Below are 13,227 nucleotides of genomic sequence, written 5' to 3'. Positions count from 1 at the left end.
TCATTTCTTATTTTGTATAAGCGTTATTCTTCCGGTGTTGTCTGTAGAGGAATACAGATATCAAAAACATAATAATTCTGTGAAACATCCGTTTCGTTATAATAATATTCATAGCAAGGTTTATCGCTTTTAATAAACCCACGAGCGGCGACCCATGCAAACGCCCACGCCCAGGCAGCCTCCAGCTGCGCTTCAAATACCGCGAATTTACATACGCCGTAAGTTCCACCGGCCAGCGTCTGTACCGCGATACCTCTACCCGTTTTTTCCGTACTGCCGATTTCCACTGCCACATCCGTTCGGCAGCGTGCTGCCGAGGTGATTTCCGGCGCATCCCAATAAACACAAATGGTCCCTGCTGGCTGCGACGGCGTCCGCACGGGCAACGATGCCAATAGGTCCTGATGCGTTTGCTGGCAGGTCTCTTTGCCATAGGGGCCAAATCTTCGCATGTAAGCGACCCGACGCGACGAAGCCTGGATTATTTGCGCCGCCAGCAGGCCAATACTGGGGTCAGCGAAATGAGAATAGGGGCTTTTTTCCAGCGTGACGTTTCCTGGCTTGCTCTTTGTTGCCGGAATGTGACGGCGACGAAATTCTCCCGGTGAAACGGCGAAGTGGGCACGAAACGCTTTGGCAAAATTCTGCGAGCTGGAAAAACCGATACGCAGCGCCAGCCCAGTGATCTCCTCTTGCGGAAAGGTCAGCAACCATGCCGCCGCCCGTTCCATTCGCAGGCGACGGGTAAAAGCCGCCACGGTTTCCCCCACCTGAGCGCGGAATAATCGATGAAAATGAAAGCTTGAAAGCGCGACGGAGTTCGCAATGTCTTCGAGGGTGGGGTTCAGATGGAGATGCTGACTGATGTAGTCCATCGCCTTAAAGATAGGCCTGCGGTGATCCTGATGCATGGTCGATTCTCAGTGACAAACGGTATTCAGCGTGTAAGTGATAATCAGTATGCAGGAAGAACGCAAAAAGTGAACGGTAGGTTTTCGCCAGACTGCAATCTTCATCACAACGCCTGTCTTACCATTCATTTTCTCTGCCGTTATTATTTTAGGCTAAGTGCTTTTAATATTGATGCAGTACCTATCAAACTACCAAACCAATATTTAAATTTTATTTAACAACAATAAATTAAGATAAATCTGTCTATCGCATCATTTCTTTCATACGAAAGCACTGATAACACCTAAAATAACGATCAAATAATAGCCAGTAAAAATAAACCCGAATAAAATCATTGGGCTTCAGCAAAACTCAACGCTCTCAACAGCATCAGCCATGATCCTGCTGCCCTTCACAGAATCAACGAAAGAAACCACGTAACATATTGTTTTACATCTAAAATAACAAATTCATTCATTCCTGAAATACACGTCGATGCTTTCGATTTCATGCATGATCTAAATCAATATTTATATAATCAACTTGCCTGATAGTTGCTTCGCGTTATAAAAGCAAACGGGCTAAGTTTGCCGCGCAAAAAGATGATTAATATTCCAGTCCATTATTGCCTATAGGCTTTTAAGCACATAGGTCGCTAGCGGCATGTTTGACAGTGGTATCACCGCGTTTATCAGCATGCACAGGCGGAGGGTGAATTTATTCCATTATTCCGTAAAACAGCGATGAACTTGAATAAATATAATTGTGGATATGTTCTGTAAAAAGCAAGGTTAATGATGAAAGCAAAAATGATGGTATTAGCGGGGCTGATGAGCACTGTATTTCTTGCTGGCTGCTCTTCCCCAGCACAACGGATGGCAGCATGTGAAGCACAAGGCGTTTCTAAAGACACGTGCTATTTATCTGAGCAAAACCGGCAACAGGGTATAAATAATGCGGCGATGACAGCAGCCTATGCTAACGCCGCAAACGCAACGGCCGAACAACACGCCCAGGCGGCACACGTCGCCGATCCGATGCGCGAAGCCACCCTTTCCTCTAACGTCCTCAAAGCCACCTTGTCCAACGGTTTTTTCACCGCCACCGTTAACGGTAAGAAGGCAACGGTCAAACACATTAATGCCAATTTCTATGAAATTCATGGTGCCGGCTACATCATCTCCGTGAGCATGAATGCCGACGGTATCGACAGCGCATCGTGGAATAAAACCCACGGTCGCGATAACGGAATTCTGACCGTCACTCAGAAATAGTCTGGTTGATTCGAGGGGGCCCCTATGCCCCCTTTTTGACGAGCAACCTATACGTTAAAAAAGCTCTATACCCCTATTTGCATTCTCTCCGTACCAGGAACAAAATTCATAGAGTTCTTCGCTACACGTCGAGGTCATTAATGCCCGTCTATCACCATGCGCTAGTGCTGATCAACAGCAGTGTTGACGGCGTCCCCCTACTCCAGCATGCCGCCAAAATGGCGCAAGAAACGCCAATGCAGATAACCATCGCCCACATCAGCACCGACTATCGGGCGCTGAACTATGTTTCTGACAGTCTGATGAACGACGATGTGTCGCAGGAGGTGATTCAGGCCAAAGCACTGCTGAGTGAGCTGGCCGCGACGGTGTCACTGCCCGTTGAAACGCTGGCGCTGGTAACCACGCGGCGCTTTGAGGATGTGGAAGAGTGCGTGAAGAAACGCGGTATCGATCTGATTATCGCCGGGCATCACAACCGGCTGCTGGGAGTGATGGCGTCGCACTCACTGGAATATATCAACCACCTGACCGTGGACGTGCTGATTAAGCATCTGCCGTAATGCCGCCATCGCAGGGAAAGTTTACGGCATCTCCCCTTCGCGCAACTGCGTAAGCAGCAGCGTAAAGCAGGCTTCAATCATTGGCGGTAACAACTGTGGGCCGCGCATCAATGCCACGGTTCGGGTTAGCGCAGGCTGCTGTAGCTGGGCAACCCGCAGCGCCGGATCCTGCAAATGCGTGGTGTAAAGCTGAGGCAAAATTCCCACCGCCAGCTTTGAGCGCACCAGCCCGTAAAGCGTTTCAATATAATCTACCTGATAGCGGGTATTCAGCGTCAGCCGCTGGTTTTCCACCAGCGCGCCGACCAGGCGCTGAATATTGCCTTTTGAAAACATCGCGATATCACGCCCTGCCAGCAGTTTCCACGGCAGATGCGGCTGGCCGCCGAGCGGATCATCAACATGCAGCACGGCGACCAATGGATCTTCACGCAGCGGGAAAAGCTGGAGTTCTTCCGGCAGCGAACTGTCTATCGCTCCTACGCCAAAATCAATTTGCCCACTTTCAAGGTCGCGAGCCAGGGCGTCGTTGGTCCGGTCATGAAACTCAACCCGCAGACGCGGAAACGCTTGTGCCAGCGCATCAGGCAGCAGGGGAAACAGCAACGAGCTGACTGACGGTATCAGCCCAATACGCACCGTGCCGTCACCGCCCGCTTCAACAATCTGCTCAATATCCTGAAACGCCATCTGCGCCACGCTCAGCACGCGCTGGGCATGGGGGAGAATTGCTGCCCCCAGCTCGGTCAGCGTCACTGCCGAAGCAGTACGGTTGACCAGCTTGCCGCCAATCACCGTTTCGATTTGCCGTAGCGCGCTGCTGAGCGCCGGTTGGCTAATCGCCAGCCGATTCGCGGTATCGGTAAAGTGACGCAGCTGCGCCAGCGTGACAAAATACTGCAACTGTTTTAGCGAGAGCGCGGGCAGCCGCTGCCAGGGTTCGGTCATATTGAGCTTCACTCGAGACAATCACCCAGAATAAGCCGAAGTTATCAGGTGATAAATTTATTCATCTGGGCAACCGTTTGCTCTGCCCCTAAAGTAGCGCTCATTATCCCTGCGCCGGAGTTGTTATGTCCAGCAATGCTGAAAACCGCCGCCGAGCCGTACAGGCCGCCCGTGGTGAAGTCCCGTTCGATCTTTTGCTCACCGATGCCCAAATCGTTGATATGGCCACCGGTGAAATCCGTGATGCCGATGTCGGCATTGTCGGCGATATGATTGCCAGCGTGCACCCGCGCGGCAGCCGGGACGATGCGCTTGAGCACCACTCTCTACCGGGCGTATTCCTCTCGCCAGGTCTAATGGACACCCACGTCCACCTCGAAAGCTCACATCTGCCGCCGGAGCGCTACGCCGAAATCGTGCTGGCACAGGGCACCACCGCCGTATTCTGGGATCCGCATGAACTCGCTAACGTACTGGGCGTCGCGGGCGTGCGCTACGCCGTCGAAGCCAGCCGCCATCTGCCTTTGCAGGTCATGGTCGCCGCGCCATCCAGCGTGCCGTCCACACCGGGGCTGGAGATGTCGGGTGCCGATTTCGCCGGTGCGGAAATGGAAACCATGCTCGGCTGGCCGGAAGTCCGTGGTGTGGCGGAAGTGATGGATATGCACGGCGTCCTCCACGGCAGCTGTCGGATGCAGGAGATCGTGCAGGCTGGGCTCAACAGCGGCAAGCTGATTGAAGGCCACGCGCGCGGTCTGAGCGGGGCCGATTTGCAGGCCTATCTGGCAGCGGGCGTCACCTCCGATCACGAACTGACGTCCGCCGACGATGCGCTGGAAAAATTGCGTGCGGGTTTAACGCTGGAAATTCGCGGCTCGCACCCGTACCTGTTGCCAGATATCGTCAAGGCGCTGAAAACACTGCCGCACCTCTCCTCGCAAATCACCGTCTGTACCGACGATGTGCCGCCGGACATGCTGCTGGAAAAAGGCGGCATTATCGCCCTGCTCAATCTGTTGATTGAACACGGTCTGAACGCCACTGATGTGCTGCGCTTTGCCACACTCAACGCCGCTATCCGCCTGCAGCGTAACGATCTGGGGCTGATTGCGGCCGGGCGCCGCGCAGACCTGGTGGTCTTTGATTCACTGGATAAGCTTGAAGCCCGCGCCGTGTATGTCGCCGGTCAGCAAATTGCCCGCGACGGTAAACTGCTTGCACCGATTGCGGCCGCCGAGGGCGTGACACCACCGCGTGATACCCTGCGTTTAGCCTCGCTCAGCGCCGAGGATTTTGCGCTGCGTGTGAGCGATATCAATCACGGCGTAGCGCGTCTGCGCCACATTCGCGGCGCGCGCTTTACCCAGTGGGGCGAAGTGGACGTCGAGATCCGCGATGGCAAAGTACAAATCCCAGCGGGCTTTAGCCTGATTTGGGTGAAGCACCGCCACGGCCGCCACGAAGCCAAACCGCAAATTGCACTCTTAGAAGGCTGGGGAGAACTGCGCGGCGCGATTGCCACCAGCTATTCGCACGACTCGCACAATCTGGTGGTGTTGGGCCGTAATGCCGAGGACATGGCGCTGGCGGCAAACCAGCTTATCGCCTCCGGCGGCGGCATGGCGCTGGCACAAAATCAGCAGATCCTGGCCCACGTCGCGATGCCGATTGCCGGCATGCTTTCCGACCAGCCAGCCGCTGAGCTGGCCGCCGCGTTCCGCAAACTTCGCGATTTGAGCGCTGAAGTGGCCGATTGGGAACCACCGTACCGCGTGTTCAAAGCCATTGAAGGCACCTGCCTTGCCTGTAACGCAGGGCCACATTTAACCGATTTAGGGCTGACCGACGGCACCACGCGTCAGATTGTCGATCCGGTCATTTCGTCACAACACACTACACAACAATAATCATGGGAGCGCCACGCAATGGCCGATAACACCCTTCAATCAACAACCTCCGGGAGCTGGCTGGAACGCCGTTTTGCGCTCTCTTCGCGCGGCAGTTCGCTGCGTACTGAATGTCTGGCTGGCGTCACCGGCTTTCTCGCCGCCGCCTATCTATTAGTTGTTATTCCGGGCCTGTTGGCCGTGGGCGGGATGGACAAAGGTGCGGCCACTACAGGCACCATTCTGGTGTTTGTCGGCGGTACGCTGCTGATGGCGTTTTACGCCAACCTGCCGTTTATCGTTGGCCCCGGCATTGGCGGTTCAGTGTTGGTCGGCGTGACGCTAGCAGGTAGCGAACACATCGGCTGGCCGATTGGCCTCGGCATCGCCTGCTGGTCAGGTATTCTGTTCTTCCTGTTGACCAAATTTGGCCTGCGCGAAGTGGTCACCCGTTCGGTGCCGCAATCAATCAAACTTGGGCTAACGGCCTCCATCGGCCTGTTCGTGGCGGTACTGGGTTTTCGTAATGCGGGACTGGTACTGGCAAATGCCAAAACCAACTCGCTGATGCTCGGCGACTTCCTCGCACCGGGCGCACTGGTGGCGCTTTGCGGGCTGTTCCTCGCCATTGCACTTCAGGCTCGCCGCATTCCTGGGGCGATATTGTGGGCTATTCTGTTCGCTACCCTGGTCGGCATCCCTGCGGGCGTGACGCGTCTGCCAAACCACTTTATCGATGTGCCGCATTCGTTAACCCCGGTGCTGGGGCAAATTGATATGCTAGGCGCACTCAATATCGCCTTCCTGCCGTTCCTGTTCGTCTTTTTCGCCTCGGAATTTTTCTCCACCATGGGCACCACGCTGGCAGTAGGCGGCGAAGCCGGTTTACTGGATGAAGAAGGCAATATGCCGCATATCAACCGCCCGTTTATGGTTGACTCGATTGCCGCCGCCGTCGGTCCCTGGCTGGGTATCCCGGCAGCTACCGCGCTGATTGAGTCCTCGGCGGCCGCGGAAGCGGGCGGCAAAACGGGCCTGACGGCGCTGGCGGCAGCAGTGATGTTCCTGCTGATGCTGCTGTTCACCCCGGTAGCGCTGATGATCCCCAAAGAAGCCACCGCACCGGCGCTGATTCTGATTGGCCTGAATATGTTCAGCGGATTGCGTAAGGTTGATTTAGCCAACTTCACCGACGGCCTGCCAGTATTGATGATGGTGATGATTACCCTGATTGCCAACAGTTTTGGTACCGGCATCGCCGGCGGCCTGCTGTTCTATGTGGTGATTAAAACCATTGCCGGAAAATGGCGTGAAATCCCCATTGGTCTGTGGATCCTCGCGGTTCCGCTGGTCTACTACTTCGCCACGCTGGTAAGACACTAAGCCACGTAGGGCAACAGTCGTCATCAATTGATAGCCTCACCACCACCTGACAGATGACGGTCAGTCCGGGAGTGAGGCTTTATTTCACTATCGAGCGATAGAATAAAAACGGCCAACAACGCTTCTGGCCAGTGAATCCCCGTCGTTTCACACTCAATAGATTGTAATTATTTTAAAATCCTGATGATTTCCCCCATCAAGGGCTAATATATTTTCAGCGTAGAAATCATCATGAGAAATAACATGTCAGAACAATCAGAAGTGAAATTAAGACCTCTTGAGCGCGAAGATTTACGCTTTGTACACCAGCTTGATAATAATGCCAGCGTGATGCGCTATTGGTTTGAAGAGCCCTATGAGGCGTTTGTTGAACTGAGCGACCTTTACGATAAACATATCCACGATCAGAGCGAGCGCCGTTTTGTTGTGACCTTTAATGGCAACAATGCGGGATTGGTGGAACTGGTCGAAATAAACCATATTCACCGCCGAGCCGAATTCCAGATTATCATCTCGCCAGAATTTCAGGGAAAAGGCCTGGCAAGCCGCGCGGCGAAGATGGCGATGGATTACGGTTTTACCGTACTGAACCTGTATAAGCTGTATCTCATCGTCGATAAAGAGAACGCCAAGGCCGTCCATATTTATCGTAAGCTTGGCTTTATTCAGGAAGGCGAGTTAATCCATGAGTTTTTCGTTAATGGCGAATACCGTAACACGATCAGAATGTGTATTTTCCAGCACCAGTATTTGGAACATAACAAAACAACGGGCGGGATATTAAAACCGACAGCGCAATAAATTCTGGCCGGATGAATGAGGTTCGGTAACTGAATGCTGGGCCACAACCCCAGCATTCTATTGCCGGAATATTAGCCGGCACAGCGCGTCTTCACCTCTTCATACAATAAACGTACCGCCGCCGAAAGCTGCTTGCGGTGCGGACAAATCATATTCAGCGGCACGTTGTCACCCTGATAGTTTGGCAACAGCACCTGTAGCCGCCCTTCCCGCAGATCGTCGCTGACATCCAGCGTCGACTTAAAAGCAATTCCTTCCCCGGCAATCGCCAGCCGACGAATAACCTCCGCGTCATCGCTGGTAATACTGCCGGAGACCTGTACCTGATGTTCCACGCCATCCCGGCTCAACGACCAGCGATCGAACACGCTGCCGCGCAGCACATAGGTCAGCGCGTTGCACTTTTCGAGATCGGCCAGCGTTTTCGGTTCACCATGGCGGGCTATCCACGCCGGAGAAGCCACCAGCACACGGCGGTTTTCCGGGGCAACGGGCAGCGACACAAACGAGGCGTCGTCATTGTCACCATAGCGAAATGCCACATCCACCGGGTCTTTAAAGACATCGGTGCGGTGATCGGAGAACAAAATACGCAGCCGTAGCGCCGGGTGGCGTTCACGAAAACGACGAAACACGTCCAGTAGCAGATTACGTCCCAGATCGGACGGCACGGCGATTTGTAGCGTACCGCGCACTTCATCATCTGGGGTATGGATTTGTTGCAGGCCGTCTTGCAGCGTATCGAGCATTTGTACGGCAAACGGCAGCCAGGTCTCCCCTTCCACCGTCAGACGCAGGCTGCGGGTCGAGCGAGCAAACAGGCGGATCTTGAGCGCCGTCTCTAGCCGTTTTATCGCCGAGCTGACCTGCGCCGGGGGAATACTGGCTTCGCGCGCCGCCTCGCTAAAGCTGCTGAGCGCGGCGGCGCGAACGAACAGGGATAAATCTTCCAGCCTGAACATGAAGGTTCCTCAAAGACGGGGCAGAATAATCCTCAAAATGGAGGCAACCGCCGTTTGCTTACATTTTTTAAGAAAGCAGCGCTTGCCATCGAGCCTGCCCATCAGGAATCATACGGGGCGATAATTTTATATCCAGGACAATAATGGGGATAGTATGCGTAAAACAAAAATGATGCTTCTGGGCGTACTGTTGGCTACGGCGAGTGCTGCCTGGGCAGCACCAGCAACCGGAATCGCGAAATATGAACTCAAAGAGTTCATTGCCGATTTCACGCAGTTCAAGATTGGTGATAACGCACCGGCAATGTACCTGACGCCAGAGTACAATATCAAACAGTGGCAGCTGCGTAACCTGCCAGCTCCGGATGCCGGGACGCACTGGACGTATATGGGCGGCAACTATGTTCTGATTGGCGACACCGACGGCAAAATCAGCAAAATCTACGACGGCGAAATTTTCTACCATCGTTAACGAATAAAGGCCCGCAGGACTCAGCGTCCTGCGGGCCTCTTCTTTATCCGCTCTTACACTGCGCGGAAAGCAATCTCACTCGGAATGACTTCACCCTGCCAGTACAGCTGTGCCGCCACGCGGCCCGCCAGCTGACGATACATTTCGGTGAACTCACTGTCCGGACGCGCCACCACCGTCGGGGTGCCGTTATCCAGATCTTCGCGCAGATTGATGTGCAGCGGCATCTGTCCAAGCAGCTGGGTGTGATATTTCTCCGCCAGCTTCTCCGCACCACCGGTACCGAAGATAGGCTCGTGGTGACCACAGTTGCTGCAAATATGCATGCTCATGTTTTCCACGATGCCCAGCACCGGCACTTCCACTTTTTCGAACATCACGATTCCTTTTTTGGCGTCGATCAGCGCAATGTCCTGCGGCGTCGTGACCACAACTGCCCCGGTGACCGGGATGTTCTGCGCCAGCGTCAGCTGGATATCACCGGTGCCCGGCGGCATGTCCAGCACGAGGTAATCAAGATCCGGCCACAGCGTCTCTTGCAGCATCTGCATCAATGCCTTGCTGGCCATCGGGCCACGCCAAACCATGGCGTTGTCGTCGGTCACCAGGTAACCGATAGAGTTAGTGGCCACACCGTGGGCCATAATTGGCGCCATATGGGTGCCATCCGGCGACGTCGGACGCTGATTTTCAGCACCCAGCATGTTCGGGATTGACGGGCCATAGATATCGGCATCAAGGATGCCCACTTTGGCGCCTTCTGCGGCCAGCGCCAGCGCCAGGTTGACGGCGGTAGACGATTTACCCACCCCGCCTTTGCCGGAACTCACCGCAATAATGTTTTTAACGCCGTTGATACCCGGCTGGTTTTTCACACGTTTAAGCGTGGCGATGCTGTGCGACAGTTTCCAGTCGATGGCTTTCGCCCCGGTCACCCGCAGCAGTTCGGCGCTGGTTTGCTCTTTTAATTCTTCAAAGGCGCTGTGCCAGACAAACGGCATCTGCAATTCGATGTGCACGGTGTCGTCAAGCCAGGCGACGTGGTGCAGCGCTTTCAGCGCGGTGAGGTTGTGCTTCAGGGTTGGGTGCTGGAAATTCGCCAGCGTGCCGGCCACCATCGCACGTAAACGCTCAGGGGATTTGGCCTGGGATTCTGAGTTCATCCCGACTCCTTTGTTGTTTGACACTCTAAGGATTTCAAGTTGCGGGAAGGCGGCAATTGCGTGAATACCGCCAACGTACCAACAAATTGAAAGACGACGAGTATATTTGCTTTCAGTACGACTAAGTCTACCACAGCTAACGGGCATCCATATATGGCGCACCCACTACCCTTTTGGTAATATCAAAAGCCCTTTTTGCAACAGAAGAAGTAATACCCACTATGACTCAAGTCGCGAAGAAAATTCTGGTAACGTGCGCACTGCCGTACGCAAACGGCTCTATCCACCTCGGCCATATGCTGGAGCACATCCAGGCTGATGTCTGGGTCCGTTACCAGCGAATGCGCGGCCACCAGGTCAACTTCATCTGCGCGGACGACGCCCACGGCACCCCTATCATGCTGAAAGCACAGCAGTTAGGTATCACGCCGGAGCAGATGATTGCCGAAATGAGTCAGGAGCATCAGACTGATTTTTCAGGCTTTAACATCAGCTACGACAACTACCACTCGACGCACAGCGACGAGAACCGCGAGCTGTCTGAGCTTATCTATGGCCGCCTGAAAGAGAACGGTTTTATCAAAAACCGCACCATCTCTCAGCTGTACGATCCGGAAAAAGGCATGTTCCTGCCGGACCGTTTCGTTAAAGGCACCTGCCCGAAATGTAAATCCCCGGATCAGTACGGCGATAACTGCGAAGTGTGTGGCGCAACCTACAGCCCAACCGAGCTTATCGAACCGAAATCCGTGGTGTCTGGTGCAACGCCGGTGATGCGTGAATCTGAGCACTTCTTCTTTGACCTGCCGTCCTTTAGCGAAATGCTGCAGGCATGGACCCGCAGCGGCGCGCTGCAGGAGCAGGTGGCGAACAAAATGCAGGAATGGTTTGAATCCGGCCTGCAGCAGTGGGATATCTCCCGCGATGCGCCATACTTCGGCTTCGAAATCCCGAATGCGCCGGGTAAATATTTCTACGTCTGGCTGGATGCGCCAATCGGCTACATGGGCTCCTTCAAGAACCTGTGCGACAAACGCGGTGACACGACCAGCTTTGATGAATACTGGAAGAAAGACTCCACCGCCGAGCTGTATCACTTTATCGGTAAAGATATCGTCTACTTCCACAGCCTGTTCTGGCCGGCAATGCTGGAAGGCAGCAACTTCCGTAAGCCAACCAACCTGTTCGTTCACGGCTATGTGACGGTGAACGGGGCGAAGATGTCCAAGTCTCGCGGAACCTTCATTAAAGCCAGCACCTGGCTGAAGCACTTCGACTCCGACAGCCTGCGCTACTACTACACCGCCAAACTGTCTTCACGTATCGATGATATCGACCTGAACCTGGAAGATTTCGTTCAGCGCGTGAACGCGGACATCGTCAACAAAGTGGTGAACCTGGCCTCCCGTAACGCCGGCTTTATCGCTAAGCGTTTCGACGGCGTGCTTTCATCTGAGCTGGCCGACCCAGCGCTGTACAAAACCTTCACCGATGCAGCAGCAAGCATTGGCGAAGCGTGGGACAGTCGCGAATTTGGTAAAGCTATCCGTGAAATCATGGCGCTGGCCGACGTGGCAAACCGCTACGTTGATGAGCAGGCACCTTGGGTCGTAGCAAAACAGGAAGGCCGCGACGCCGATCTGCAGGCTATCTGTACCATGGGTCTGAACATGTTCCGCGTACTGATGACCTGGCTGAAGCCGGTATTGCCAGAACTGGCGGCGCGTACTGAAGCCTTCCTCAATACCGAGCTGAGCTGGGATGCTATCAACCAGCCGCTGGTCGGCCACAAAATCAATACCTTCAAAGCGCTGTATAACCGCATCGACATGAAGCAGGTTGAAGCGCTGGTGGAAGCCTCGAAGGAAGAAGTGAAAGCGTTGAACAGCACCCCGGTGACCGGCCCGCTGGCGGACGACCCGATTCAGGAAACCGTCACGTTTGACGATTTCGCTAAAATCGACCTGCGCGTGGCGCTGATTGAAAATGCTGAATTCGTGGAAGGCTCCGACAAGCTGCTGCGTCTGACGCTGGATCTGGGCGGTGAGAAGCGTAACGTCTTCTCCGGCATCCGTTCCGCGTATCCGGACCCGCAGCCGCTGATTGGCCGTCTGACCGTGATGGTGGCGAACCTGGCGCCGCGTAAAATGCGCTTTGGCATCTCGGAAGGGATGGTGATGGCTGCAGGCCCTGGTGGTAAGGATATCTTCCTGCTTAGCCCTGACGACGGCGCACAGCCGGGTCAGCAGGTGAAATAATCCGCATAAAAAAACGCTGCTTCGGCAGCGTTTTTTATTGGGTGAAACCGGAGCAAACGCCTGGCATTCACCCGCAGCACATCAGGAAATTACTTTGCCGCGTGCTCGCGTACCGCCAGGCCACGCAGGAAATAGCGCAGGAACTGGTCGCCGCATTCGCGGAAGTTTTTATGCTCAGGGGCACGCATCATGGCGGTGATTTCCGGCATCGAGATACGGAACTGCTGCTGGGTCATGACAGCCAGAATATCATCGGTTTTCAGGGCAAACGCGATACGCAGTTTTTTCAGCATGATGTTGTTGTTGATCCGGCGATCGACCGCCAGCGCTGGCGCGGACTCATCGCGGCCACGTTTCTCATAAATCAGACCATTCAGGAAACACGACAGCAGAATATCCGGGCAGCGAACAAAGCCCTCTTCATCCTCTTTGCGCAGCCACGGAACCAGCTGTTCTGCGGTCACTTCGGCTTCGCCCAGCGCGAAAATACGCACCAAATCGTTGTTGTTCATTTTCAGGATGTAGCGGATGCTGCGTAAAATATCGTTACTGACCATAGTGCCTTCGGTGGTAATGAAAAATGCGGTGGGTAAATTCATACTCTAAGCGATTCGAGTTGCAGCCAA

At 54.4% G+C, this 13,227-nt stretch carries 12 protein-coding genes; 7 read left to right on the top strand and 5 right to left on the bottom strand.

The window, feature by feature from the left end; all coding sequences use genetic code 11:
• Positions 1 to 23 precede the first annotated feature (23 nt).
• Positions 24 to 911, bottom strand: a complete 888-nt coding sequence (locus KP80_RS19005) for an AraC family transcriptional regulator (protein ID WP_052285201.1) — start codon at positions 909 to 911, stop codon at positions 24 to 26.
• 774 nt (positions 912 to 1,685) lie between these two features.
• Here KP80_RS19005 and KP80_RS19000 point away from each other — a divergent pair.
• Both KP80_RS19000 and KP80_RS18995 read left to right on the top strand, forming a co-directional pair.
• Positions 1,686 to 2,165 carry a hypothetical protein gene (locus tag KP80_RS19000; protein WP_072129169.1) on the top strand — a complete coding sequence of 160 codons (480 nt, stop codon included), beginning with the start codon at positions 1,686 to 1,688 and terminating at the stop codon, positions 2,163 to 2,165.
• Positions 2,166 to 2,305: 140 nt separating this feature from the next.
• Complete coding sequence (locus KP80_RS18995; RefSeq protein ID WP_052285200.1) at positions 2,306 to 2,728, top strand: universal stress protein; 423 nt, start codon at positions 2,306 to 2,308, stop codon at positions 2,726 to 2,728.
• Positions 2,729 to 2,749: 21 nt separating this feature from the next.
• Here KP80_RS18995 and KP80_RS18990 read toward each other — a convergent pair whose 3' ends face one another.
• Positions 2,750 to 3,676 carry a LysR family transcriptional regulator gene (locus KP80_RS18990; RefSeq protein ID WP_052285199.1) on the bottom strand — a complete coding sequence of 309 codons (927 nt, stop codon included), beginning with the start codon at positions 3,674 to 3,676 and terminating at the stop codon, positions 2,750 to 2,752.
• A 125-nt stretch (positions 3,677 to 3,801) separates the two neighbouring features.
• Here KP80_RS18990 and KP80_RS18985 point away from each other — a divergent pair, with 125 nt between their 5' ends.
• The 3 genes from KP80_RS18985 to speG all read left to right on the top strand — a co-directional run bounded on the left by KP80_RS18985 (position 3,802) and on the right by speG (position 7,746).
• On the top strand, positions 3,802 to 5,583 hold the full coding sequence (locus KP80_RS18985; RefSeq protein WP_052285198.1) for an adenine deaminase: 1,782 nt from the start codon (positions 3,802 to 3,804) through the stop codon (positions 5,581 to 5,583).
• An 18-nt stretch (positions 5,584 to 5,601) separates the two neighbouring features.
• Complete coding sequence (locus KP80_RS18980; RefSeq protein WP_052285197.1) at positions 5,602 to 6,945, top strand: NCS2 family permease; 1,344 nt, start codon at positions 5,602 to 5,604, stop codon at positions 6,943 to 6,945.
• Between the two features lie 243 nt (positions 6,946 to 7,188).
• A complete protein-coding gene (gene speG, locus KP80_RS18975) occupies positions 7,189 to 7,746 on the top strand; it encodes a spermidine N1-acetyltransferase (protein ID WP_052285196.1) in 558 nt (185 codons plus the stop codon).
• A 71-nt stretch (positions 7,747 to 7,817) separates the two neighbouring features.
• Here speG and KP80_RS18970 read toward each other — a convergent pair whose 3' ends face one another.
• The gene (locus KP80_RS18970) at positions 7,818 to 8,708 is read right to left on the bottom strand and encodes a LysR family transcriptional regulator (RefSeq protein WP_052285195.1); all 891 of its coding nucleotides are present in this window, start codon (positions 8,706 to 8,708) and stop codon (positions 7,818 to 7,820) included.
• Between the two features lie 154 nt (positions 8,709 to 8,862).
• Between KP80_RS18970 and KP80_RS18965 the strand changes: the two genes are divergently transcribed.
• The gene (locus KP80_RS18965) at positions 8,863 to 9,180 is read left to right on the top strand and encodes an RcnB family protein (protein ID WP_052285194.1); all 318 of its coding nucleotides are present in this window, start codon (positions 8,863 to 8,865) and stop codon (positions 9,178 to 9,180) included.
• Between the two features lie 53 nt (positions 9,181 to 9,233).
• On the opposite strand, the gene apbC is transcribed toward KP80_RS18965, so the two are convergent.
• Positions 9,234 to 10,343, bottom strand: a complete 1,110-nt coding sequence (apbC, locus tag KP80_RS18960; protein WP_052285193.1) for an iron-sulfur cluster carrier protein ApbC — start codon at positions 10,341 to 10,343, stop codon at positions 9,234 to 9,236.
• 221 nt (positions 10,344 to 10,564) lie between these two features.
• Here apbC and metG point away from each other — a divergent pair, with 221 nt between their 5' ends.
• Positions 10,565 to 12,601, top strand: a complete 2,037-nt coding sequence (metG, locus tag KP80_RS18955; protein ID WP_052285192.1) for a methionine--tRNA ligase — start codon at positions 10,565 to 10,567, stop codon at positions 12,599 to 12,601.
• 89 nt (positions 12,602 to 12,690) lie between these two features.
• On the opposite strand, the gene KP80_RS18950 is transcribed toward metG, so the two are convergent.
• Entirely contained in the window at positions 12,691 to 13,158 is a 468-nt protein-coding gene (locus KP80_RS18950) for a DUF1456 family protein (RefSeq protein ID WP_052285288.1), read from the bottom strand.
• Between the last annotated feature and the right edge of the window lie 69 nt (positions 13,159 to 13,227).

It is taken from the genome of Kluyvera genomosp. 1 (assembly GCF_001266615.1).
In the GTDB taxonomy this organism is placed as follows: domain Bacteria; phylum Pseudomonadota; class Gammaproteobacteria; order Enterobacterales; family Enterobacteriaceae; genus Kluyvera; species Kluyvera cryocrescens_A.
The sequence above is the reverse complement of the archived record's forward strand: the minus strand, read 5'-3'. Positions and strand labels throughout refer to the sequence as shown.

What these genes read in the sequence shown, in the direction of transcription:
- speG (WP_052285196.1), top strand. Translation starts at nt 7,189, where the DNA reads ATGTCAGAACAATCAGAAGTGAAATTAAGACCTCTTGAGCGCGAAGAT.
- KP80_RS19005 (WP_052285201.1), bottom strand. Translation starts at nt 911, where the DNA reads ATGCATCAGGATCACCGCAGGCCTATCTTTAAGGCGATGGACTACATC.
- KP80_RS18965 (WP_052285194.1), top strand. Translation starts at nt 8,863, where the DNA reads ATGCGTAAAACAAAAATGATGCTTCTGGGCGTACTGTTGGCTACGGCG.
- KP80_RS18980 (WP_052285197.1), top strand. Translation starts at nt 5,602, where the DNA reads ATGGCCGATAACACCCTTCAATCAACAACCTCCGGGAGCTGGCTGGAA.
- KP80_RS18990 (WP_052285199.1), bottom strand. Translation starts at nt 3,676, where the DNA reads ATGACCGAACCCTGGCAGCGGCTGCCCGCGCTCTCGCTAAAACAGTTG.
- metG (WP_052285192.1), top strand. Translation starts at nt 10,565, where the DNA reads ATGACTCAAGTCGCGAAGAAAATTCTGGTAACGTGCGCACTGCCGTAC.
- KP80_RS19000 (WP_072129169.1), top strand. Translation starts at nt 1,686, where the DNA reads ATGATGAAAGCAAAAATGATGGTATTAGCGGGGCTGATGAGCACTGTA.
- KP80_RS18995 (WP_052285200.1), top strand. Translation starts at nt 2,306, where the DNA reads ATGCCCGTCTATCACCATGCGCTAGTGCTGATCAACAGCAGTGTTGAC.
- KP80_RS18970 (WP_052285195.1), bottom strand. Translation starts at nt 8,708, where the DNA reads ATGTTCAGGCTGGAAGATTTATCCCTGTTCGTTCGCGCCGCCGCGCTC.
- KP80_RS18985 (WP_052285198.1), top strand. Translation starts at nt 3,802, where the DNA reads ATGTCCAGCAATGCTGAAAACCGCCGCCGAGCCGTACAGGCCGCCCGT.
- KP80_RS18950 (WP_052285288.1), bottom strand. Translation starts at nt 13,158, where the DNA reads ATGGTCAGTAACGATATTTTACGCAGCATCCGCTACATCCTGAAAATG.
- apbC (WP_052285193.1), bottom strand. Translation starts at nt 10,343, where the DNA reads ATGAACTCAGAATCCCAGGCCAAATCCCCTGAGCGTTTACGTGCGATG.